At 51.3% G+C, this 22,116-nt stretch carries 22 protein-coding genes; 15 read left to right on the forward strand and 7 right to left on the reverse strand.

Going from position 1 to position 22,116, the window contains the following annotated elements:
• Positions 1 to 7: 7 nt before the first annotated feature.
• From AL479_RS22445 to AL479_RS22460, 4 genes are read left to right on the forward strand one after another with little or no spacing between them, the layout of a single operon-like run.
• Positions 8 to 448, forward strand: a complete 441-nt coding sequence (locus AL479_RS22445) for a pseudoazurin (protein WP_061077720.1) — start codon at positions 8 to 10, stop codon at positions 446 to 448.
• A gap of 14 nt (positions 449 to 462) precedes the next feature.
• Complete coding sequence (gene petA / locus AL479_RS22450; RefSeq protein WP_061078051.1) at positions 463 to 1,014, forward strand: ubiquinol-cytochrome c reductase iron-sulfur subunit; 552 nt, start codon at positions 463 to 465, stop codon at positions 1,012 to 1,014.
• 1 nt (position 1,015) lies between these two features.
• The gene (locus tag AL479_RS22455) at positions 1,016 to 2,155 is read left to right on the forward strand and encodes a cytochrome b (protein WP_061077721.1); all 1,140 of its coding nucleotides are present in this window, start codon (positions 1,016 to 1,018) and stop codon (positions 2,153 to 2,155) included.
• Between the two features lie 4 nt (positions 2,156 to 2,159).
• Positions 2,160 to 2,963: a cytochrome c1 gene (locus tag AL479_RS22460; protein ID WP_061078052.1), complete on the forward strand. Its 804-nt coding sequence runs from the start codon at positions 2,160 to 2,162 to the stop codon at positions 2,961 to 2,963.
• Between the two features lie 71 nt (positions 2,964 to 3,034).
• Here the strand turns inward: AL479_RS22460 and ychH are convergent, their stop codons facing one another.
• Positions 3,035 to 3,313: a stress-induced protein YchH gene (ychH, locus tag AL479_RS22465; RefSeq protein WP_012132144.1), complete on the reverse strand. Its 279-nt coding sequence runs from the start codon at positions 3,311 to 3,313 to the stop codon at positions 3,035 to 3,037.
• A gap of 275 nt (positions 3,314 to 3,588) precedes the next feature.
• Here ychH and pth point away from each other — a divergent pair, with 275 nt between their 5' ends.
• Positions 3,589 to 4,173, forward strand: coding sequence for an aminoacyl-tRNA hydrolase (gene pth / locus AL479_RS22470; RefSeq protein ID WP_043000471.1), 585 nt, complete (start codon positions 3,589 to 3,591; stop codon positions 4,171 to 4,173).
• A gap of 116 nt (positions 4,174 to 4,289) precedes the next feature.
• Complete coding sequence (gene ychF / locus AL479_RS22475; RefSeq protein WP_042318577.1) at positions 4,290 to 5,381, forward strand: redox-regulated ATPase YchF; 1,092 nt, start codon at positions 4,290 to 4,292, stop codon at positions 5,379 to 5,381.
• A gap of 98 nt (positions 5,382 to 5,479) precedes the next feature.
• Here ychF and AL479_RS22480 read toward each other — a convergent pair whose 3' ends face one another.
• Positions 5,480 to 7,165: a methyl-accepting chemotaxis protein gene (locus AL479_RS22480; RefSeq protein ID WP_061077722.1), complete on the reverse strand. Its 1,686-nt coding sequence runs from the start codon at positions 7,163 to 7,165 to the stop codon at positions 5,480 to 5,482.
• An 882-nt stretch (positions 7,166 to 8,047) separates the two neighbouring features.
• Here AL479_RS22480 and AL479_RS22485 point away from each other — a divergent pair.
• A complete protein-coding gene (locus AL479_RS22485; protein WP_061077723.1) occupies positions 8,048 to 8,527 on the forward strand; it encodes an RrF2 family transcriptional regulator in 480 nt (159 codons plus the stop codon).
• Between the two features lie 65 nt (positions 8,528 to 8,592).
• Here the strand turns inward: AL479_RS22485 and oqxB are convergent, their stop codons facing one another.
• Together oqxB and AL479_RS22495 are read right to left on the reverse strand one after the other, a co-directional pair.
• Positions 8,593 to 11,748 carry a multidrug efflux RND transporter permease subunit OqxB gene (gene oqxB / locus AL479_RS22490; RefSeq protein WP_061077724.1) on the reverse strand — a complete coding sequence of 1,052 codons (3,156 nt, stop codon included), beginning with the start codon at positions 11,746 to 11,748 and terminating at the stop codon, positions 8,593 to 8,595.
• 24 nt (positions 11,749 to 11,772) lie between these two features.
• Positions 11,773 to 12,948 carry an efflux RND transporter periplasmic adaptor subunit gene (locus tag AL479_RS22495; RefSeq protein ID WP_061077725.1) on the reverse strand — a complete coding sequence of 392 codons (1,176 nt, stop codon included), beginning with the start codon at positions 12,946 to 12,948 and terminating at the stop codon, positions 11,773 to 11,775.
• A 336-nt stretch (positions 12,949 to 13,284) separates the two neighbouring features.
• On the opposite strand from AL479_RS22495, the gene AL479_RS22500 reads away from it, so the two are divergent.
• From AL479_RS22500 to gap, 3 genes are all read left to right on the forward strand, one after another.
• Positions 13,285 to 13,638 carry a helix-turn-helix domain-containing protein gene (locus tag AL479_RS22500; protein WP_061077726.1) on the forward strand — a complete coding sequence of 118 codons (354 nt, stop codon included), beginning with the start codon at positions 13,285 to 13,287 and terminating at the stop codon, positions 13,636 to 13,638.
• 206 nt (positions 13,639 to 13,844) lie between these two features.
• The gene (locus AL479_RS22505; RefSeq protein WP_061078053.1) at positions 13,845 to 14,825 is read left to right on the forward strand and encodes a GlxA family transcriptional regulator; all 981 of its coding nucleotides are present in this window, start codon (positions 13,845 to 13,847) and stop codon (positions 14,823 to 14,825) included.
• A gap of 78 nt (positions 14,826 to 14,903) precedes the next feature.
• The gene (gene gap, locus AL479_RS22510; RefSeq protein ID WP_061077727.1) at positions 14,904 to 15,914 is read left to right on the forward strand and encodes a type I glyceraldehyde-3-phosphate dehydrogenase; all 1,011 of its coding nucleotides are present in this window, start codon (positions 14,904 to 14,906) and stop codon (positions 15,912 to 15,914) included.
• Between the two features lie 369 nt (positions 15,915 to 16,283).
• Here gap and AL479_RS22515 read toward each other — a convergent pair whose 3' ends face one another.
• Together AL479_RS22515 and AL479_RS22520 are read right to left on the reverse strand one after the other, a co-directional pair.
• The gene (locus AL479_RS22515) at positions 16,284 to 17,015 is read right to left on the reverse strand and encodes a MerR family transcriptional regulator (RefSeq protein ID WP_061077728.1); all 732 of its coding nucleotides are present in this window, start codon (positions 17,013 to 17,015) and stop codon (positions 16,284 to 16,286) included.
• A 222-nt stretch (positions 17,016 to 17,237) separates the two neighbouring features.
• On the reverse strand, positions 17,238 to 18,458 hold the full coding sequence (locus tag AL479_RS22520) for a diguanylate phosphodiesterase (RefSeq protein WP_061077729.1): 1,221 nt from the start codon (positions 18,456 to 18,458) through the stop codon (positions 17,238 to 17,240).
• A 324-nt stretch (positions 18,459 to 18,782) separates the two neighbouring features.
• Between AL479_RS22520 and ycgZ the strand changes: the two genes are divergently transcribed.
• From ycgZ to AL479_RS22540, 4 genes are all read left to right on the forward strand, one after another.
• Positions 18,783 to 19,022, forward strand: coding sequence for a regulatory protein YcgZ (ycgZ, locus tag AL479_RS22525; RefSeq protein WP_061077730.1), 240 nt, complete (start codon positions 18,783 to 18,785; stop codon positions 19,020 to 19,022).
• A gap of 71 nt (positions 19,023 to 19,093) precedes the next feature.
• Complete coding sequence (locus AL479_RS22530) at positions 19,094 to 19,399, forward strand: hypothetical protein (protein WP_061077731.1); 306 nt, start codon at positions 19,094 to 19,096, stop codon at positions 19,397 to 19,399.
• Positions 19,400 to 19,440: 41 nt separating this feature from the next.
• Positions 19,441 to 19,707 (forward strand): biofilm development regulator YmgB/AriR family protein, encoded by a 267-nt coding sequence (locus tag AL479_RS22535; protein ID WP_061078054.1) that lies wholly within the window; start codon positions 19,441 to 19,443, stop codon positions 19,705 to 19,707.
• Positions 19,708 to 19,817: 110 nt separating this feature from the next.
• Entirely contained in the window at positions 19,818 to 20,381 is a 564-nt protein-coding gene (locus tag AL479_RS22540; RefSeq protein ID WP_061077732.1) for a LuxR C-terminal-related transcriptional regulator, read from the forward strand.
• A gap of 424 nt (positions 20,382 to 20,805) precedes the next feature.
• Here AL479_RS22540 and AL479_RS22545 read toward each other — a convergent pair whose 3' ends face one another.
• On the reverse strand, positions 20,806 to 21,216 hold the full coding sequence (locus tag AL479_RS22545; protein WP_061077733.1) for an ASCH domain-containing protein: 411 nt from the start codon (positions 21,214 to 21,216) through the stop codon (positions 20,806 to 20,808).
• Positions 21,217 to 21,517: 301 nt separating this feature from the next.
• Here AL479_RS22545 and AL479_RS23915 point away from each other — a divergent pair, with 301 nt between their 5' ends.
• On the forward strand, positions 21,518 to 21,973 hold the full coding sequence (locus AL479_RS23915; RefSeq protein ID WP_146109686.1) for a hypothetical protein: 456 nt from the start codon (positions 21,518 to 21,520) through the stop codon (positions 21,971 to 21,973).
• Positions 21,974 to 22,116: the final 143 nt, after the last annotated feature.

Here is a 22,116-nt window from a genome sequence, read left to right on the forward strand (position 1 = left end):
AGACCCCATGAACTATCTCAAAAAGAGCCTGAACGTATTGTGTTTGCTGGCCCTCACCGCCTCTGCCTTCGCGCAAACCCACGAAGTACTGATGAAGAATCGCGGTTCAGCAGGCCCCATGGTCTATGAGCCGGACTACCTGGAGATTCAACCTGGCGATACGGTGAAATTTATCCGCAAGCATAAGAGTCATAACGCGGCCTCAATTGCTGAACTGTCGCCTGCGGGCTACCCAGGATTTATCGGCAAAATCGATGAGGAGATCGCAGTGAAGTATGACAACGCGGGCTTCTACGGCATTAAATGCACCCCACATTATGCGCAAGGGATGGTCATGCTGATTAAAGTCGGCGACGCCACTCTGCCGGACAGTTATCGCGCGTTTACGGCACCCGGGATCGCCGATAAACGCTTCCAGGACATCTATTCGCGCATTGATAAACAGTAAGGGAGAGCGCTGTGGTGGTGGAGAACAAACAGCCGGATAAGGACATTCAGCAACAACGACGCAACTGCCTGTGCAAATTGACAAAATTTGTCGGCGCAGCGGGAGTGACCGCCGCCGTCTGGCCGTTAATTTCCGCATTAGGCCCGGACGAAACAACGCGCGGGGAAAATGAACCGATAGACGTCTCGCTGGCGGGGATCGCCGCGGGGCAAACTATCAGACGCATCTGGCAAGGAAAGCTGATCCTCATCCATCATCGCACGCCGGAAGAGATCGTCGCGGCCCGCAAGGCTGACCACCGCGCGCTTATCGATCCGCAGGCGGACAGCGAACGGGTCGCGTCTGACTATCCGCAGTGGCTGGTTGTTCAGGGGTATTGTCCGCACGCCGGCTGCGTACCCAATACCAGACCCGGTGGACAGGGCTGGATTTGTCCGTGTCACGGTTCGGAGTTTGATACTTCCGGACGGGTCACTCGCGGCCCCGCAACCGCCAATCTGGCCGTTCCAGAGTTTGCCTTTCATCCTGATGGTCTGACCGTGCGTATTGGCGCTAAGGACGTGTAAGATGATCCGCTGGCGCATTCCTTTCCCGCGCTCCATCGCCGGTGTATGGCTGTTTGCCGTCGGTGCGATCCTGCTGGTGATGCTTGGAATACAGATACTGACCGGCATCGTGCTGGCGATGTTTTACGTCCCGACGACATCGCTGGCGTTTGATTCCATCGTCCACATCATGCGCGCAGTGAGTCACGGAGAATTGCTGCGCAGTATGCACACCATCGGCGCATCGCTGTTTTTCTTCGCCTGCTATCTGCATATTTTCCGTGGCATGTATTACAGCGTCTACCGCAGACCGTATGTGCCGATGTGGATGATTAGCGTCACGTTGTACGTGCTGCTGATGATCACCGCGTTTCTCGGCTACAGCCTGATTTGGGGGCAAAAGAGCTACTGGGCCGCGACGGTGATCACCAGTTTCGCCCGCGCCATCCCGGTGGTGGGTGACAAGTTGTATACCTTCCTGGTGGGTGGCTATGCGCCTGGCACCCCCACGCTGGGGCGTTTTTACGTCCTGCACTTTATTCTTCCCTTTGCGGTCGTGGTGATGACGATTTTCCACGTCCGTACGGTACAGTCGGCCTTTGCTCACGCGATGAAACGGACCTTCAGCGAGAAAGCGTCCCGTAGTCTGCTCTTCGATTACCGAATCACGGATTCAGATGCCATTAAAATCACGTTATTCCTGATGCTGTTCACCTGGTTTTTATTTTTCGCGCCTCATTATCTGAGCAGCGCGGATAACTTCATCCCGGCAGATCCCACGGTGACTCCGGCGATTGTTGCCCCGGAGTGGTACTTTCTCCCCTTCTTTTCCATTCTGCGCTGCTTCCCGAACGAACTCGTCGGGCTGGCGGCGATGTGCGGCGCAGTGCTGATCTTCTATTTTCTCCCGTGGCTGGATACCTCCCGCGCGCGTTTTCGCCACTACAACAAATGGGTGAAATGGGGTTTCTGCCTGTGGGTGCTGAATGTCTGTTTTCTGGGATGGCTGGGATCAAAAGCACTGGTTGGCCCCGATCTGACGGAAGGCATTCGTAATGAAGAGGGATGGATCCGCGCGGTCTCGCAACTGTCGACAATCGGCTATTTCGCCTGGTTTTTACTGGTGCTGCCCTGTCGTCGTTTTCTGGAAAAGCAGGACTGAAATGATGAGACAATTACTCAGATATGGCATGCTGTGGGTGGCATTTTGCACGACAGGCCCTACATTCGCGCAAGAACCGGTTCCCACTCGCCAGGCGTGGAGCTTCAGCGGTCTCTCCGGAGAATATGATAAGGCGCAACTGCGGCGCGGTTTGCAGGTCTATGAAGAGAAGTGTCGTGCCTGTCATGGCATGAAATACCTGACGTTTCGCACGCTGACCAAACCCGGCGGCCCGGAACTGACGCCAGAAGACGCAAAAAACCTCGCCAGCGGCTATGTCTTTCCGATTATTCAGGATGACGGCCAACCCGGCGAGCGGGACGGCACCCTGAACGACAGCTTTATTTCGCCTTATCTCAATGACCAGGAGGCGAGATACCTGAATAACGGCGCCCTGCCCGTGGATTTGAGTTATATCGTTCGCGCCCGTACCTACGATCGCGGCTTTCCGCAATTTCTGCTGGACGCGTTTATTCCCTACACTGAGCAAGGAGCGGATTACCTCTTCGCGCTCTTAACCGGTTATCTGCCCGATGACCCGGAACTGAAGGCGAATCGTTACTATCCGGGTGGGGTGATTAACATGCCAAAACCGCTGGCGGATGGCGAAATCGAATGGCATTCAGAATCGCAGGTCGCGCAAACAGAAGAACAATACGCACGGGATGTCACCGCCTTTCTGGCCTGGGTGGCCGATCCCGACCTGACGGCGAGAAAACATCAGGGAATGTACGTCATGGGGTATCTCGCCATTATGCTGGCATTATTATGGATGATGCGACGAATGAAAAGACGCGCACAGCATTAAACGCGAGAAAGAAATCACAATCTGTGACCAGTCAGCCTGATGCTGGCTGGTCATTATCTTGCGGCGAAACGTTAACTGTGACGACGATTGTCGTTACGGCGGCAACGTTTGTCGTAGTGGCGCACCCACCAGTAGCGGTCGCTGACTTGCTCATGTCCGCCTACACGGGCACCCGCCAGCCACAAAATGGCACCGACGAAGATACTGAGCACGGCACCATGCGCGAAAAATTGTGGCAGGTTAAATTGCGGCAACTGGTTTAAAATGGAGTAACCCACGCCAACCACCATAACCACTAACCCTAAACCCATGAGCACATTACCGAGTAACGAAGCGTTTTTGCGTTTCATGTGTCACCTCCGGAACTTTTGGGTTGCTTCAGGGAATATCCCTAATCCTTATGTGTAAAGTATAGACAACACACCGCTTTGGTAGTGAGCCTGCGATCACAATTACAACTCATTATTCAACAAAACTTTACAAATAAGCCCCTGAACACCTTGACTTTCCAATAATCAAGACAGGCAATTATTCAGTTTCCGGGAGAAGTGACACGGTTCTTTGTCAAGCGGGGCGACAGACAGTAAACTACGCGCCAGTTATTGAAACACTCAGGATAGAAAACGTGACGATTAAACTGATTGTCGGCCTGGCGAACCCCGGCGCTGAATATGCAGCCACCCGACATAATGCGGGCGCATGGTACGTCGATTTACTGGCAGAGCGGTTGCGAGCCCCTTTGCGCGAAGAGCCGAAATTCTTTGGCTACACTTCCAGAGTCAGTCTGGAAGGTGAAGATGTCCGTTTATTAGTTCCCACCACGTTTATGAATCTGAGCGGCAAAGCGGTCGGCGCAATGGCGAGTTTTTATCGCATCAATCCCGACGAAATTTTAGTGGCCCACGATGAACTGGATCTTCCCCCCGGCGTGGCAAAATTTAAACTCGGCGGAGGTCATGGCGGACACAACGGGCTGAAAGACATTATCAGCAAGCTCGGCAATAACCCTAACTTTCATCGCTTACGTGTCGGAATCGGTCATCCGGGCGATAAAAATAAAGTTGTCGGCTTTGTGTTAGGCAAACCGCCTGTTTCAGAACAGAAGTTAATTGACGACGCGATTGACGAAGCGGCGCGTTGCACTGAGGTATGGTTTAAAGACGGTTTGACCAAAGCAACGAACCGATTGCACGCCTTTAAAGCGCAATAAGCAGTGATGTGCGGCATTTTTGCCGTACGCTGTGTATAATAGGCAAAGTTATTTCCATTTCTACAATCTGTTTTCTACAACAGGTTGATTATCAAGATATTAAGGTGATTTAAATCATGGGATTCAAATGCGGTATCGTCGGTTTGCCCAACGTCGGGAAATCCACCCTGTTCAACGCGCTGACCAAAGCCGGTATTGAAGCGGCAAACTTCCCATTCTGTACGATTGAGCCGAATACCGGCGTCGTGCCGATGCCCGACCCGCGTCTGGACCAGTTGGCTGAGATCGTCAAACCGCAGCGTATCCTGCCGACCACAATGGAATTTGTTGATATTGCCGGTCTGGTAAAAGGCGCGTCCAAAGGTGAAGGTCTGGGTAACCAGTTCCTGACCAACATTCGTGAAACCGAAGCGATTGGCCACGTGGTGCGCTGTTTTGAAAACGACAACATTATTCACGTTTCGGGCAAAGTGAACCCGGCGGAAGATATTGACGTGATCAACACCGAGCTGGCGCTGGCGGATCTCGATACCTGCGAACGCGCGATTCACCGCGTACAGAAGAAAGCCAAAGGCGGCGATAAAGACGCAAAAGCCGAGCTGGCCGCGCTGGAAAAATGCCTGCCGCAGCTCTCTGAAGCTGGCATGCTGCGTTCTCTGGACCTGACGGACGAAGACAAAGCGGCGATCCGCTACCTGAGCTTCCTGACCCTGAAGCCGACCATGTATATTGCCAACGTTAACGAAGACGGTTTCGAAAACAACCCATATCTCGACCAGGTCCGCGAAATTGCCGCGAAGGAAGGTTCCGTCGTGGTTCCGGTATGTGCGGCGGTTGAAGCGGACATCGCTGAACTTGACGATGACGAGCGCGACGAATTCATGCAGGAACTGGGGCTGGAAGAACCGGGCCTGAACCGCGTGATCCGTGCTGGCTACAAGCTGCTGAACCTGCAAACCTACTTCACCGCCGGGGTGAAGGAAGTGCGTGCATGGACCATTCCTGTCGGCGCCACCGCGCCACAGGCGGCAGGTAAAATCCATACCGATTTCGAGAAAGGCTTTATCCGCGCACAGACCATCGCGTTTGACGACTTCATCACCTACAAAGGTGAACAAGGCGCGAAAGAAGCCGGTAAAATGCGTGCTGAAGGGAAAGATTACATCGTTAAAGATGGCGACGTGATGAACTTCCTGTTCAACGTCTAATTAGTTTCTGTTACCTCATGAGGTTTCATTAAATCTCATAAGGATCTAAGAACACTATAAAATCCACGCAATTGCGTGGATTTTTCGTATTAGGGTGCTCAAAAAGTTTCCCAGTTGTCTGTTTCTGAAGTTATCTTTTTGGACACCACATATTTTTCGCCATTATTCCTCTCCCTCTGGTGACTAACACGTTTTTCTGAAGTCATGTTTGCGGCTTGTATCCCTTCCTCATTCAGACTGAACACGCTGACCATATCCTGGAGTACACGAGACTGCTCCTGCATTGAAGAGGCAGCTGCAGCTGACTCTTCAACGAGCGCGGCATTTTGCTGTGTGGTGGTATCAATCTGTCCCATCGCACTGTTGATTTGGGCAATCCCATCACTCTGCTCCCGACTCGCTTGTGCGATTTCCTCAATCAGTTGAGTCATGTTCTGGACGTTGGAAACAATTCCCATCATGCCAGCATCTGCTTTTTCAACCAGATTGCGGCCAGAGGCAATACGTGAGACAGAGTCATCGATCAATTCCTTAATTTCACGTGCAGCTGACGCACTGCGTTGTGCCAGTGTACGGACTTCTCCAGCCACCACAGCAAAACCACGTCCGGATTCACCTGCTCGCGCAGCTTCCACTGCTGCATTCAGCGCCAGAATATTGGTCTGGAAGGCTATACCATCAATAACCTGGATGATGTCCGCCATTTTTGATGAGGAATCGTAAATTTCCTGCATTCGGGAAGACACTTCACTCATAACGGCGCCATTCTGTTTCACGACAGATGCTGTCTCACTCACGTAACGATGCGCCTGCGCCGTGTTTGCTGCAGTATTGTTAATAGTTGCCGTCAGCTCTTCCAGCGTCGAGGCTGTCTCTTCTACCCCTGCCGCCTGCTCTTCCGTGCGAGAGGCCAGATCGGTGTTACCACTACTAATTTCAGCCGCGGCTAACGCTATGCTGTCGGCCCCTTCACGGACCTTGCGTACCGTATTACGCAGACTCTCCGTCATTTCCCTCAGGGAGAGCATAAGTTGTCCAGGCTGGTCTCGGGATTCCACTTTAACGTCGATCCCCAGATTACCGGACGCCACTTCCCGGGCCACATTAACGGCTGACAACAATGGGCGAGTTATCCCGCGAGTGATAAACCACGCTAACAGACTGCCGACAAGAATAGCGATTACGCCAAGAACAATCAGAGCCTGAATTGCTGCCGAGCCATTCTCCTGAATGGACCCACCGGCTTCATCAATTTGCGCTTTATCGTAGTTTTCCAGTGCTTTTACGCTGCCGGAATAGACCTCCATGGCGGGAATGAGTTTCTGGCGAATAAATGCATTGGTGGCATCACCATTCCCTTGTTCACTGATGCGAATCGCCTCATTGCGGATATCGATATACAGTTTTCTTTTATCACCCACGGTCGTCAGGAGTGACTTGCCCGTATCAGAGACAATTAATTCTGTCAGTTCCTTCTGAATGGCACTCACGCGCTCTGACATTACCTTCATTTTTGACTGGGCAAATTTTTTAATTCCCTCATCAGAGGAAGTCAGTACAGACAGCCCCATCGCGCCATTATAGTCAATTGCCGCCCCCCACGCCCCCGTGAGTCGCTCCAGTACCAGCAACCTGTCCGTAATAGCATGGGTCTCTTTCAATATGCCGTTTAATTTAACAATACCCGTAACAGCCATAATGACGACAAGGGTGAGAACAATACTGAAGCCAACTCCCATTCGGGTACCAACACCAAAATTATTTATTTTCATCTGCTGTCTCATACAAAAAAAGTCACCTTTTCCCTGCCACCCGTTGAAAAAACCAGAACAATGCCGGGAGCATTCGACTTAAGGGCGGAGTCAAGCTAACATATTGAAATTGATCATGTTTTAAACATGTGCCAGCGTATCTATCGGCAGAAAGGGAGAGGACTTTAACGTGATCATTCTCTTAGAAGAACATTGACATTTTGAAACAAGACAGGAAATCGCGTATAAAACAAACCGTATCATGTTGTTTTTTAATTGAAAAAGACAACTCAATTTTTATCGTATAATTTCATACCGGAAACAAAAGAATAAAAAAAGAACAACCGATTCCATATTAATCTAAAGATACCCCCCTTAACCAACATCCATTAGCTGCATGAAAAATAATTAACATTGATATTAATGTGATCCGATAAAAAGATATCACCACCATTATTAAATGACAGGCTTTAATCCATTGAAAGTTTAAGAAAGGATAGACTGATATTTTTACTCCGCATACCTGAATTGACTATAATTTGTCCCCCCCCTACGTATAGCGTACATTTGGTGTTATAAGTGAACACTGTTTCCGTTATATTGTTCAGGCAAAGAAACTCATCCATAAATATTGGTACGACTATAACGAATACAAACCACTTTTCAGGACTGAATTATCTGACATCACCTGAGTTTATAACAATGTGTTAAAACAGGGTTTCAATCCTTTGGTTCGATAGCATCCTTTCAGTGTCCGATTCTCTGGACTGAGATCCCTGGCTGTTCGTCCTTGCATGTCAGGTCAAGCGTTGACTGCTTCAAAAAAAATACCGTTTTTGTTATATTGATGCTTACTGATTATCCACCTCCGCGGTGCCAAAAAGAACAAGATTCACCGCAACCCAGGACAATAAAATGTTAGATTACCGCTTCCCGACAGCTTTGCAGATGGTTCTCAGCGTAGCGATGGCGGAGCAATCGGGTGAACGTTCGACAAGTGCAATTCTGGCCTATGGTCTGGAAGCAAATCCGAGCTTCATTCGCAAGTTAATGGTTCCGCTCACGCGTGACGGTATCATCGTCTCAACGCTTGGCCGCAACGGTTCTATTCATCTTGGTCGCCCGGCGGACGAGATCACCCTGCGCGATATCTACCTTTCTGTCATTGAAGATAAAAAGCTGTGGGCCTCGCGTCCTGACGTACCGGCTCGCTGCGTGGTCAGCGCCAACGCTTGCTGGTACTTCAAATCTATCGCCGATGAAGCGGAGCAAGCTTCGTTAGAGGTATTAGCTCGCCATACCGTGGCAAGCGCGCTGGAAGAGGTCAAAAAAGCCGATACCAGCGGGTGCGATCCGGTCCCTGAGATTGATACCCAGTCTAAAAAAGCGCATTAGTTATTTCCTGACTGCAAAAAAAACCGCCTTAACGCTGAAGGCGGTTTTTTGTTATGTGCAATTCCTTAAGAAACCGGCAAAACATCCCTTACCGGTTTACCGCGCGTAACGAATTTACGCAGCGTAACGTAAAACACCGGTGTCAGGAACAGACCAAATAACGTCACCCCCAACATACCGGAAAATACCGTGATACCGGTGACGCCACGCACTTCTGCCCCCGCACCGTGACCGAGGATCAGTGGAATCGTCCCGGCAATAAAGGCAATGGACGTCATCACAATCGGGCGTAAGCGCAGGCGGCACGCTTCCAGCGCGGCTTCCATAATCCCTTTCCCCTGAATCTCCAGCTCGCGGGCGAACTCCACGATAAGAATCGCGTTTTTACAGGCCAGCCCCATCAGTACCACCAGACCAACCTGAACGAACACGTTGTTATCGCCCCCGGTCAGCCAGACGCCAAACAGCGCGGAAAGCATGGTCATCGGGACGATAAGGATTACCGCCAGCGGCAGCGTCCAGCTTTCATACAGTGCCGCCAGCACCAGGAATGCCAGCAGCACCGCGACCGGGAAGACGATCAGCGCCGTATTGCCCTGCGTGGCCTGCTGAAAGCTCAGATCCGTCCATTCAATATTCATCCCATTCGGCAGGATCTGCTTAGACATTGCGCCCAGTTGCGTCATCGCCTGCGCGGAAGAGAGTATGCGAGGATCGGCATCGCCAATGAGATCCGCCGCAGGATAACCATTGTAACGAATCACCGGATCCGGCCCGTAGGTGGTCGTGATTTTCACCATACTGCCGATCGGCACCATTTCGCCCTGATTATTACGGGTGCGTAAATTCGCAATATCTTCCACGCTGTCGCGAAACTGCCCGTCGGCCTGCGCCATCACGCGCCAGGTTCGCCCGAACTGGTTGAAGTCATTCACGTACGACGAGCCCAGATAGGTTTGCAGCGTGCCAAAAAGGTCGGTCAGCAACACGCCCTGCGCTTTCGCCTTATCACGATCGACCTGTACATCCAGTTGCGGAACGTTAGCCTGGTAGGTTGAGATCGGGAAGTGCATTCCCGGCGTCTGCATAATCGCACCGGACATGGTGTTCACCGCGTTTTGCAGCGCGCCATAACCAAGACCTGCGCGATCCTGGATATACAGCGAATACCCGGAGCCCTGCCCCAACCCTAAGATCGGCGGCGGCAGAATGGAGAAGCCAAAACCTTCCTGAATTTGCGCAATTTTCGCGTTGATCTCCGCGTTTATTTCCGCCGCGGAGTGTTTTCGCTGATCGAATGGTTTCAGGCCAAAGAAGACGGTCCCGGTATTCGGCGTGTTGGTGAACTGCAGCGCGTTCAACCCCGGGAACGCAACCGCATAGTCCACACCTTCGGTATTCATCCCGATTTCGCTCATTTTGCGGATCACCGCGTCGGTGCGGGCCAGCGAGGAGCCTTCCGGCATTTTCACGCCGCCGATCAGGTACAGCTTATCCTGCGTCGGAATAAACCCGCCGGGCACAGCTTTAAACATAACGCCTGCGGCACAGAGCAGCAGCAGATAAACCATAAATACCGCGCCGCGCCGTCCCAGCGTTTTACCCACCAGCCCCTGATAGCCGTTTGAGCTGCGGTGGAAAAAGCGGTTAAACGGACGGAAAATCCAGCCGAACAGACGATCGATAAGCCGGGTCGGGAAATCTTTCGGCGCGCCGTGCGGTTTTAACAGCAGTGCCGCCAGCGCCGGAGAGAGCGTCAGCGAGTTAATGGCAGAGATGACCGTGGAAATCGCGATCGTCACCGCAAACTGCTTGTAGAACTGTCCGGTAACGCCCGAGAGAAACGCCATCGGCACAAACACCGCGCACAGCACCAGTGCAATAGCGATAATTGGCCCGGACACTTCTCGCATCGCCTGATGCGCCGCCGCAAGCGGAGCAAGCCCCTCTTCAATGTTTCGCTCGACGTTCTCCACCACCACGATGGCGTCGTCCACCACGATACCGATGGCCAGTACCAGCCCGAACAAACTCAGGGTATTTAGCGAGAAGCCCAGCAGGTAGAGAATGCTGAAGGTACCCACCACCGAAACAGGCACCGCAATCAGCGGAATAATCGACGCGCGCCAGGTTTGCAGGAACAGGATCACCACCAGCACCACCAGCACCACCGCTTCCAGTAGCGTTTGCACGACTGCACGGATGGAGTCTCGCACGAAAACGGTCGGATCGTAAGGTGCCGCCCACTTCATATCTGCCGGGAATCGCGTGGACAGTTCGTCCATTTTGGCGCGCACCGCGTTAGACAAATCAATGGCATTCGCCCCCGGCGACTGGAAGATACCAATCCCGACCGCGTCTTTATTGTTCAGTTGGGAACGCAGCGCATAGCTACCGGACCCCATTTCGATACGCGCCACGTCGCGCAGGCGGACGACCGTACCGTCCTGCGTTGTTTTCAGGACAATATTGCCGAACTCTTCTTCAGTATGCAGACGACCCTGGGCGTTAATAGAGATCAGAAAATCGCTCTCTTTCGGCAGTGGCTCGGCACCAAGCTGCCCGGCGGAAACCTGCACGTTCTGCTCCTGCATCGCCGTCACTACGTCCGAAGCGGTTAATCCGCGAGCCGCCACCTTGTTGGGATCCAGCCAGACGCGCATCGCGTATTCACCCGAGCCGAAAATCTGGATCTGACCGACGCCGGGCAGGCGTGCCAGCTCGTCCTTCACCTTCAACGTGGCGTAGTTGCGCATATACAGGGAGTCGTACTTACCGTTGGGCGAAAACAGATGCACCACAAGCGTCAGCGTTGGCGACTGCTTCTGGGTAGTGATGCCCAGACGCCGCACGTCTTCCGGCAGACGCGCTTCGGCCTGCGCGACGCGGTTTTGCACTTGAACCTGCGCCTGATCCGGGTCGGTACCTGGACGGAAGGTAACGGTGGTGACCAGCACGCCGTCAGAACCCGCGACGGACTTCATGTACATCATGTTCTCAACGCCGTTGATCGCTTCTTCCAGCGGCGTCGCCACGGTCTCGGCAATCACTTTCGGGTTGGCGCCAGGGTACTCCGCGCGCACCTGCACGCTTGGCGGCACGACGTCAGGATATTCGCTCACCGGCAACAGCGGGATGGCGATGACTCCTGTGATAAAAATCAGAATCGACAGGACGGCGGCAAAAATCGGCCTGTCGATAAAAAAGCGGGAAAAGTCCATGGGTTGGATTCTCAGGTCAAGGGATCAGTTGAGGGCGGCGCTGGCGGTCATAGCAACGGTTTTGGCATTAACCGGCATACCCGGCATAAACACTTTTTGTAAACCCTCGACGATGACTCTGTCGCCAGGGTTCAGTCCCTGCTGCACGATGCGTAATCCGGCGGCGAGACGCCCCGGCGTAATATCACGACGCTGTGCTTTACCCTCTTTATCCACGATATAAACGTATTTACGATCCTGATCGGTCAGCACCGCTTTGTCGTCGATAAGCATGGCGTTGAACTCCGCGCTGCCCGGCAGGCGCACGCGAGCAAAGAGTCCCGGTGTGAACTGACGCTGCGCGTTATCCAGCAGCGCGCGCATGCGGATGGTGCCGGTACTCGGCGTGAGCTGATTATCCAGAAAATCCACTTTGCCCTGATGGGGGTAACCTTCCTCACCGGTCAGGCCAATCTCAACCGGTAGCGCCGTGTGATGGCTGGACGCCCCCTGCCCGCTGCGAGCCAGATTTTGGTAGTGAAGGTAGGTTGACTCGTCCACGTCAAAGTAGACGTAAACCGTTTTCTGCGAGACCAGCGTGGTGAGGACGCTGGCGCTGTCGCCCGCAGTCACCAGATTACCGCTGGTGATTAACGCGCGGCTGGCGCGACCGTCAATAGGCGCGGTGACTTTGGTGAAATCCAGATTCAGCTGTGCGGCGTCAACCGCCGCCTGCGCGGCGCGGATGTCAGCTTGCGCCTGGGTGGCAGCCGAACGGCGCTGCTCCCACTCTTCGCGGGATACCACATTCGTGTTGACCAGTTTATCGGTGCGGTTCGCCTCACTTCGCGTCAGGCTTGCCTGCGTTTTGGCTCTCGCCAGGTTCGCCTGCGCCTGTTCCAGCGCCGCGCGATAGGTTCGGTCATCAATCGTGAACAGCACCTCGCCCTTTTTCACTTCCTGACCGTCGGTGTAATTCACTTTATCAATGTAGCCGGAAACGCGCGGACGAAGCTGAACGCTCTCCACCGCTTCAATCCGGCCGTTAAAGCTATCCCACTGGCTAATGGATTTCACCACCACGTCAGCAGCACTGACGGCGGGCGCAGGCGGCGCGGCGTTTTGCGCGACGCTGTTATCACATCCAACAAGCAGCATGGTGAGCAACATCGCCCCCAGCGCGCTCGGATAAACGTTACCCCAGGTTTTTTGCAGGCTCATTATTTTTATTCCGCTATTGGTAGCCGCCGGGCAAGACGCTGCGGGAGACGCCGCGCCACTTCCTTTGTCCGGTAGCTGGCTTAAGGCCATTTGTGTCGTTCATCGCCACAAAACTGTAACAGTTGCAAATACACTATCGCGGCGATTGTAGGAAGGCGCTTAATTAAGTGCAAGAATAATTGTTGCACTTTATGTGCTATTTGAGCAGATGTGAAAAGACCTGTTTCAGGCAAGGCTTTAAATGCAACAATAATACTTGCAATTAATACAAAAACACGCCACCTTTTAATGTAACAGACAAAGATACTTTTAAACAGGCAGCGTGGGAGTAACCAGATGAACACTGGCGCATTTATGCATGATTTACTCGACTGGATCGACAACAACCTGGATAGCCGTCTGGATATTGAAACCGTATCCAGACGTTCCGGCTACTCGAAATGGCACCTCCAGCGTCTGTTTAAGGAACATACTGGCTATCCCCTTGCTGGGTACATTCGTGCACAAAAGCTGCAAAAATCGGTTGAGCGCTTAAGCCACAGCGATGAACCGATTTTGAACGTAGCGATTGCGCTGGGCTTTGACTCCCAGCAGTCATTCAACCGCAGCTTCAAGCGTCAGTATGGTCAGGCCCCCGGCGCATGGCGGCGCAATGCCGGCCACCCGTTGATTAAACGCCAATGTCAGTAATGCCTCTATCGGGGGTCAGGACCACTGCGAATACCTCTGCGCCAGTCTGATGAATTGATTGACCCTCTCTTCGCCGCTTATTGTCACGATTCACGGCCCGTTTACTGGCGGTCAGAGGCGGGACAGTCACTGCGGCAGGAATAAGACTTTTGTTTGTCAGCGTCTGTGTTGTTGACTTATTCTGTAAAAAGATTACTTTTCAGGACATGAAGAAGATACTCATCATTGTCCCCGATGGCGGGATGCTGTTCGAATCCGCTGGTATTGCCGACATTCTGATGCAGGCCAATCGCCTGCATCCGGAAGGCGCTACGGACATCTGTTACCAGGTGCAGTTAGCGACAACTCAACCGCATCAGGTGATCCATGGTCAGTCCGGTCTAAACTTACTGGCAGATCATCGCCTGCATGAAATTGACCCTCGTGAGCCTCTCGATACCATCATTATCACCGGCAGAGGTCAAAACCCGCAGGAAGGGATTGCGGTCGTTGACTGGCTGCGCCTTGCCGCTCCCCACGCCCGCCGTATTGCATCCATTTGCGGCGGTGCAATGCTGCTGGCGCAAACCGGACTGCTGGACGGCAGACGAGCCACCACCCACTGGAAGCTACTGGAAACCATGCAGGCAGAATTTCCTCAGGTGCGCGTCGAAGGCGGTCCGCTCTACATTCAGGACGAACACATCTGGACTTCTGGCGGGGTTAGTTCCGGCTTTGACCTGACGCTTGCGCTGGTTGAAGAGGACTACGGCTTCAGCCTGGCACGCGACATCGCTCAGGACTTCGTCATGTACCTGCGCCGCCCCGGAGGCCAGTTGCAGTTTAGCCGCTACAACCTTCAGCAGAGCAGCACCCAGGGCCCCATTAGCGATCTACAGGCCTGGTTGCTCGACAACCTCACCGCCGACCTCAGTGTGGATAGACTGGCGGAAAAAGTCGCCATGAGCCCGCGTAATTTCACCCGTGTCTTTACCCGGGAAACCGGCGCTTCACCGGCGCGCTACGTCGCCGAAGCCCGTCTGGCCGCTGCCCGACAGCGTCTGGAGCAGACCAACGAGACGCTGGATCGTATCGCTGAACAAACGGGATTTGGCAACAGCATTAACCTGCGGCGACTGTTTGAAAAACAGCTTCAGCTCACGCCAGGAGAATACCGTCAGCGCTTTCACTGTCGCAAAATGGCGTAAAGTGATCCTTTTTTGTCATTTACGCCAAATGGTGACCGACCTACATTACCTTCAGAGACAACAGATAAGGAGTTGATCATGGTAAAGGTCGGTATTAACGGTTTTGGTCGTATCGGACGCAACGTACTGCGTGCTGCGCTGGGTAACCCGGATATTCAGATTGTGGCAATTAACGATCTGACAGACAGTAAGACACTGGCGCATCTGCTGAAATACGATTCGCTGCTCGGTAAACTCGATGCCGACGTCACCGCCGGTGAAGGACAGCTTGTCGTTGACGGTAAACCCATTACTGTGTTCAGCGAACGCGACCCCGCCAACATCCCATGGCGTCAAAGCGAAGTTGATATTGTTATTGAAGCAACCGGCTTCTTCACTGACCGTGATAAAGCAGCGGTGCATGTCCACAGCGGTGGCGCCAAACGCGTGATTATCTCCGCCCCCGGTAAAAACGAAGATTTAACCATCGTGATGGGCGTTAACGATGGCCTCTACTCCCCGGATAAACACGTCGTGGTCAGCAATGGTAGCTGCACCACCAACGGTCTGGCACCTGCCGCGCAGGTTTTGCACCAGCATTTCGGTATTAAGCATGGTCTGATGAACACTACCCACGCCTATACCAACAGCCAGGCGCTGCATGACCAGCCGGAAAAAGATCTTCGTGGCGCCCGTGCCGCCGCACTGTCGATTGTGCCTTACTCCAGCGGTGCCGCGAAGGCGCTTGGCAAAGTCATTCCTGAGCTGGAGGGCCGTTTGACCGGCTACTCGCTGCGCGTACCGGTTCCGGTGGTCTCCATTGTCGATCTCACCGTAACGCTTGAGCGGGATGTGACGACTGAAGAGGTCAATAATGCGTTTCGTGAAGCCGCCGCGACGGGACCGCTGAAAGGGATCCTCGGCTATAGCGATGAACCGCTTGTCTCAAGCGACTACCAGGGTGACCCGCGTTCTTCCATTATTGACGGTCTGTCGACGCTGGTGATTGGCGGAAATATGGTCAAAATTCTGGCGTGGTATGACAATGAATGGGGATTCTCCAACCGCCTCGTCGACCTGGCGCTGTTGATGGCAAGGCGTGAACGCTAACCCCCTGTCCTCATACTTCCTCTAAAATCCACGCCTGGCGTGGATTTTTAATCTCTGCCGTTTGCCAGCCGTCACCTGGCGATGCTGCCCGGGTGATCATCCCATCACACGTTCAAGGCTTTACCAAACGCAGTGTCAGACTCGTAACCCAACGCACAGCCTGGCTGAAGTGAGCAGTTATATTCTGAATGTCCACGCTAAGCGTATCCCCGCGAAAAATGCAAAAACGCGTTAGCAGGAATCGCCTGATGCTAAACGTCATTTAGCACTCTGGTGACGGGCGATTTCTGTTCGCGAGGCATCAAAGGTGACAAAACCTCGACATCACGCCGCCACTCAGAGCGAGGGCGTGGACGAGCGGTGATGGAATCAGGGATGGTGAAAGACCAGCGAATAACCCTGCTCGTGCCAATGCTGAAGCAATTCCTGTTGGCGGCGGGTCGGTTCGATGCCGGTCCAGACAAACAGCTGTTGTCCAGGAAAGAGCTCCGGACGTGGAGAATCCAGCGGCTCTGCCAGTACGGCGATGTGCCAGCCTTGCTGAGACAAACGCCAGGCTTCCAGCCATAGACGTGTGCGGTCTTCGGTATCCCAACCAATCAGCAACGCATCTTTGCCGGCTTTTTTGCGGGCTTCGGACAAACAGGCGGTCACAAATTCAATCAGTACGCCATCAAGCAGGCTGCACATGATGCGGGCCGTATTATGGTCGAGGCTGAGGCGTTGGCGTACGGGAACGAAAATGTGATCGATAAGATCGCCTGAAGTATGTTCACGGGCGAGAGCACCGATTTTGGCCCGCAGCTTAGCCGGATGGGCAAAACGCAGCACGCCCATCATTTCTTCCTGCAGAGTGGTCCAGTCATCATCGGTTGCCACAGTGCCTTGTTCCAGCAACACTTTGACCTTGCTTACTGACACTCCGCTTTTAATCCATCGCTTGATCTCTTCAATGCGCTGGATATCTTCTTCATCAAACTGACGATGGCCGCCTTCGCTGCGCTGGGGCTTTAACAATCCGTAGCGCCGTTGCCAGGCGCGCAGGGTAACGGGGTTGATACCGCATCGTTCAGCGACATCGCCTATGCTGTAAAATCCCATAGTGTCCCTCATACGTGAACCGAAACGTTCCTTACAAACTAACGAATCAGTCGTGTTTGTACAATTTATTATTTATTGTACAACAGCCTCGTATTAAGCATAGATAAAAATGATGAACGTCAGGTAAACAAGACTGGTGGGGAAGGAAACTTGTACAGAATTGCCCTAATGGTGTAGCGAGGTTCACCTGCCGCCATGAATACAGCAGGTGAAATAAGAGGATTACAGCGGTGTTTTTTTCTCCGGCCATGCAACCGGTGGAATTCCACAGAAGCAAGGCGCTGCAAAAAGATGTCCCTGGAACTGAGAAATACCCGCCGATTCCAGCCACATCCACTCTTCGGGCTTTTCAACGCCGACGGCTGATATCGCAATCTCCAGAGACGCACAGCACTTGATCATGGCCTGGATAATGGCCTGTCGCGGGCCGCTTTTATGCACATCGCAAATGAGGTCGCGATTGATTTTGATGCGGTCGGGTTGGAACTGCGCCAGCAGTCGCAGACCGCCAAAACCGGCACCGAAGTGATCGAGGGCGATGCTGATCCCCGAGGATTTCAGGGTTCTCACCGTCTCCGTAAAAGCGTCAAACTCTAAGATAGCCTCACGTTCAGTGAACTCAACGATGATCTGTTCCGGAACAAGACCACTGTCAGCAATGGCATTGAGCAAATAGCGGGCTGCATCCGGCACCTTCACCAACGTCATGGGCAACAGATTCACGGACAAAACCTGATCGCGCAGACCCAGTGAGGCTGCCAGTGTAAAAGCGACTTTCTTACTTTCCAGGTCGGCCAGATAAATATCGTCGCCCTTAATATTGTCAAAATAGTGCTGTGGCGAATCACCCGAACGGGTACGCAGCAGCGCTTCCAGAGAGACAATTTCCTGAGCAAGAGGATCGATGATGGGCTGAAAAGCAAAGCTGCAATTGGCCTTCTCGCTGACTGATGTCAGGGGAATCGTGCGAGCGGTATCGGTCGCGATAAAATCCCACGTGTCAGCGGGAGGGATCTCAAAATAGTTCTCTTTTTCAGTGGCTTCCACGAAGGTGCGGAAGAACTGCAGCGCACGGTCGTTGTAGGTAAGTTGGTATCGGGATGTACCCTTATCGAGAATGGTCTGTAACACCTCCCCCCGATCATGTTCCCGTAAATCAAAAAGCTCCATTCCCACTTTCCCAAAGCGGCGGGAGGGGCCGTGATCGCACAGCAGTTCGACCACATTATAGTGGCGCTTGTCTTCACAAATTGCCTGATAAATAGCCTTTACGTTTTCATTAGGGCCTTCAAGCAACTGAAAAAAATGTGTGCCGTTAAACAGCAAAATGCCTGTCACATCAGCATGCCCATTTGTAAGGTTAGCGGCGGCGACCATACTTTCGAGCGCCTTCACCGGGACGTCATCACAGAGATGACTGCGGTAGATAATGGTAGTGAGCATGATTTTCCGGCATTGAGGAATGATGTTTAACCCTAACAGATCGGAGGCGATATAACACACTAAATTAACAAAAGTTTTACTTAAAAGTGGCAAGTGTCGTCGGAAACAGAGGATAGCGATGACATCACCAAAAATGATGCCTCAAATCGGTGTACAGATAACTATCAGAACAATACCTATGTATAATTTGTAACTTATTGAAAATAAATAATTAGCACTTTTTGGTAAAAATGTAATCATGCATTTGTACAGGTTTTGTGTACAATTTTTCTAACGTTGAATAACGCAGCATTAACCTTTTACTGATTCGAACAGGAGAGTCCCATGCAGCAAAATGGTTACATTTCAGATACCGCTAACGCCATTGCACAGTATTTCAGTAAGGCCAATTTGCCGACTCAGCAGGAAACATTGGGGCAGATTGTGGTGGAAATTCTAACGGACGGGCGCAATCTGAATCGCAAATCCCTGTGTACAAAACTACTTGGTCGTCTGGAAAAAGCGACCTGTGTAGAAGAGGAGCTTCATTATAACGCGCTGATTGGTTTGCTTTTTGAGCGCTGAACCCTCGCATTAAAGTCGTGAACCAACATGATGCCGTCTTCCAGGTTCTGGGCAAAACGGCAGAAGAGAGAATGATGATGAACAGAAGTGACATTGAACAACTCACAGACGAACTTATCGGCCAGGCAGTGTTGACGCTGCTGAAACGTAAAGCGGCGGTGAATTCAATGGCTTTGGTCACTCAACTCCGCGTTATGCAGGAAACTGAAATGGATGCCCGTCGTCGAGAAGTTTTTCCGCTAATCATTGCGTACATCGAAGCGGCGATGGCTGATAAAGCAACGTCAACATCGACATCCAGACATAGCGGTCAAATGGACACCGTCCGCTCACTTTCAGGGACAACCCTGAAGCCGGGAAAAGGAAAAATTCACTAGATGCTTAACTTTTAATGATGGTGAAAATGATGAACACAGCAATCACTCAACAACCTGATATTTATAGTGCTTTACCTGATCACGTCCTGTCAGATTATTTTCGTCATGCCGGCGACGCTCTTGCTGAAGAAGCCATGGTTTTGGGCGCGGCGATACGCGATATTCTTATAAAGGGTGAGCATATTAATAATAAAAATATCATTTTATCTTTGGTACAAACGCTGGAAGTTACGGATGACGTCGTACATTCCGATGTGATCAGAAAAACATTGGAAATTGTTGTTGGACATACTATGGACGATATTTGAGCCATTTAACGGGTAAATAAATCAGTTAACAGCTATAGTTAAATGCTAAACGGTGGGTCAGTCGATTATTGCCGACCTTATCTTCCTGGTTTTCCTGGACTGGAAAATAAATGATGCGTAGCGAAGACTATGTACAGTCAGAGCATGCCGATCTCTGGTTGTCAGATAATTATTTCAGATGGGGAGTGGAAAGCATTTTAGAACACATCGCCTTTGGGAATACTGCAATACGGTACGTGTTTTTATCCGAGAACCAATACCTTGACGTCCTGAAGCATAACTACGATCGAGGTAGCAGCAAAATTATTCTTCTGACTGATGGTTCGTTTTTCCATTTTCTTGATGGCATCGCGTTTTATCAGTTTCCCATGAATTCGAGTATTGAAGAGTTGCAGAAATTTATCATTTCAATTAGCCACGCTAACGAAGAGCAGCTACAACGTAAAATACCTGTAGTGTTGACCCGTCGTGAGAGAGTGTTAATTAATTTGATCAAAGACGGAAAGCGCATAGCGGAAATGGGAGAGCATCTCAATCTGCATATAAAAACGGTCTACCAGGCACGGCAGTCGCTGATAAAAAAAATGGGATGCAGTGGTGCTGTTGACTTACTGCGTACCTTACACAGCGACGTGTTCAAAAACTGGCTGGCAGAAAGTCATCAGTATCATTGATATCACGTTGAAACGCACTGCGACTAATATTCAGATATTCCTGAGGCGATATTCGTTACCCTGGCTGGGCTGACTTATTTGTATGAATAAAAGTCGTAAGTTACGTATAACATATATAAAAGACTGCGCGTCATTATAATTTCCTTCTCTGATGCTATCTTTTATATCATTAATGTGACGTTTGAAAAAAAACTGCAGTATGTCCAGGTGGTGCGAAGATTAAAACTCGAGGCGATTCAGTCGATAATGTGTAATTATCCCAGAAAGCTGCATCGGCTACAGTTGAATCCCCTGGAGTCCAGATAAGTCAATGTCCGCTGTTCGTTCAAAGCGGACATTCAACTTCGTTAACACGTCCGCGCCGTGCCAGGAGCGGACATTGTTATAAATGGCAATTGATAAAACGTCAGCCGTTTATCTCGTCTTACAGCATCTCAACCACTTCAAACTCTTCTGCGATCAACTCCATATCTTCAGAAAAATGACCTTCGCGGGTGAAAAACCGCTGATGCTCTTTCTGCCAGTATTCAAGGCTTAAATCGCCTTCACCTTCTTTGCGGGCGAACGCCTCAGTCACATCACAAAAACGCACCAGTCGCATTGAAACCAGTCTGATCACGCAGACCGGAACATTCTGGCCATCAAGGATAATGTTATAACTCCCAATCCTCGGGGCAGATTCCTCCTGCTGGTAAGAGGCAAAAGATCCGCAAGAGGCCGTTTTGATCCCTTTTTTGATCAAGTCCGCAAGTTCGCTAGCCAGTTCCTGGCTGTCACCCATTTGCAAGGCATCTGCGCCTGAATACTTCATTTTTATTTCCTCAACCGAAACCATTAAAATCCCTTCTGAATCGTCGATGAAAAGAAAAGTTATACATTTTTTAGTATGAGCTGTCCCGACATTATCAGTGATGCATTTCTTCAGATAATGTGGTCCGCTTATCGCTCATAGAGGACTGGGGATCTTTTCTTCAGCTCGTTCCGCTTTGAGCCAAGAGCTGAAATCGTAAAAAAACCAAGCATATTGATTACTTAGTAGTGGTACAGAATCACGAAAAGCACATTAAAGATTGGCACGGGGTATCAGTAGAGCTTACAGTTGCTGTCATAGTTTTTACCAAGCAATTGGGGAAAAAATGGCACGCCGAATTGAATTGCGGGGCATAGCTAATGCTCTTAATGAGAGCTTTGTGAGCCGTAACAACGATTTTAAAGGATACTGGACTATTGGTCAGTTAAGGTTATTAGCTATCAATAACAACCTGATTACGATGGATTTTTTACTTACTTCCCCTAAAAGCGCTCCGAACTTTAATCTGATACATTATGTTGAACTCCACTATGCAGTCATGCTTGAACGCTTGTTAAGAAAGCAACAAATTCCTGATACTTGGGTAAGTGAAGCTAGTATTACACTCGATTTCAATGTTAATGCTAAAAACGAGCAGTTGAATAAATGCTCAACCTCAGGTGAACCTTTTCAGTGCTGTTGTCAGATAATTGATGACATTGGTCGTGGTTACTCTTCCGTTGTTTATGGCCGGAGCCAAGTTCACTCATCCGTGAAAGAACTAAAACGACTCGAATACTAACTACATAAAAATCTTCTGAACTTCCGCTTCTCGCTCACAGAGGACTTTTAGCCCGGTTAGATTGTCCGCTTCGTGCCAAGAGCAGACTTTAAGTTGTCCAAGAACAGCTCTCATATCTTGGCCTATTTATGTCGACCACCACT

The sequence above is a fragment of the Citrobacter amalonaticus genome (assembly GCF_001559075.2).
Lineage (GTDB): Bacteria > Pseudomonadota > Gammaproteobacteria > Enterobacterales > Enterobacteriaceae > Citrobacter_A > Citrobacter_A amalonaticus_F.

Coding starts and splice junctions, on each gene's coding strand:
- AL479_RS22445 (WP_061077720.1), top strand. CDS start 8: ATGAACTATCTCAAAAAGAGCCTGAACGTATTGTGTTTGCTGGCCCTC.
- AL479_RS22455 (WP_061077721.1), top strand. CDS start 1,016: ATGATCCGCTGGCGCATTCCTTTCCCGCGCTCCATCGCCGGTGTATGG.
- AL479_RS22460 (WP_061078052.1), top strand. CDS start 2,160: ATGAGACAATTACTCAGATATGGCATGCTGTGGGTGGCATTTTGCACG.
- ychH (WP_012132144.1), bottom strand. CDS start 3,313: ATGAAACGCAAAAACGCTTCGTTACTCGGTAATGTGCTCATGGGTTTA.
- ychF (WP_042318577.1), top strand. CDS start 4,290: ATGGGATTCAAATGCGGTATCGTCGGTTTGCCCAACGTCGGGAAATCC.
- AL479_RS22480 (WP_061077722.1), bottom strand. CDS start 7,165: ATGAGACAGCAGATGAAAATAAATAATTTTGGTGTTGGTACCCGAATG.
- AL479_RS22485 (WP_061077723.1), top strand. CDS start 8,048: ATGTTAGATTACCGCTTCCCGACAGCTTTGCAGATGGTTCTCAGCGTA.
- oqxB (WP_061077724.1), bottom strand. CDS start 11,748: ATGGACTTTTCCCGCTTTTTTATCGACAGGCCGATTTTTGCCGCCGTC.
- AL479_RS22495 (WP_061077725.1), bottom strand. CDS start 12,948: ATGAGCCTGCAAAAAACCTGGGGTAACGTTTATCCGAGCGCGCTGGGG.
- AL479_RS22500 (WP_061077726.1), top strand. CDS start 13,285: ATGAACACTGGCGCATTTATGCATGATTTACTCGACTGGATCGACAAC.
- AL479_RS22505 (WP_061078053.1), top strand. CDS start 13,845: ATGAAGAAGATACTCATCATTGTCCCCGATGGCGGGATGCTGTTCGAA.
- gap (WP_061077727.1), top strand. CDS start 14,904: ATGGTAAAGGTCGGTATTAACGGTTTTGGTCGTATCGGACGCAACGTA.
- AL479_RS22515 (WP_061077728.1), bottom strand. CDS start 17,015: ATGGGATTTTACAGCATAGGCGATGTCGCTGAACGATGCGGTATCAAC.
- AL479_RS22520 (WP_061077729.1), bottom strand. CDS start 18,458: ATGCTCACTACCATTATCTACCGCAGTCATCTCTGTGATGACGTCCCG.
- ycgZ (WP_061077730.1), top strand. CDS start 18,783: ATGCAGCAAAATGGTTACATTTCAGATACCGCTAACGCCATTGCACAG.
- AL479_RS22530 (WP_061077731.1), top strand. CDS start 19,094: ATGATGATGAACAGAAGTGACATTGAACAACTCACAGACGAACTTATC.
- AL479_RS22540 (WP_061077732.1), top strand. CDS start 19,818: ATGATGCGTAGCGAAGACTATGTACAGTCAGAGCATGCCGATCTCTGG.
- AL479_RS22545 (WP_061077733.1), bottom strand. CDS start 21,216: ATGGTTTCGGTTGAGGAAATAAAAATGAAGTATTCAGGCGCAGATGCC.
- AL479_RS23915 (WP_146109686.1), top strand. CDS start 21,518: ATGGCACGCCGAATTGAATTGCGGGGCATAGCTAATGCTCTTAATGAG.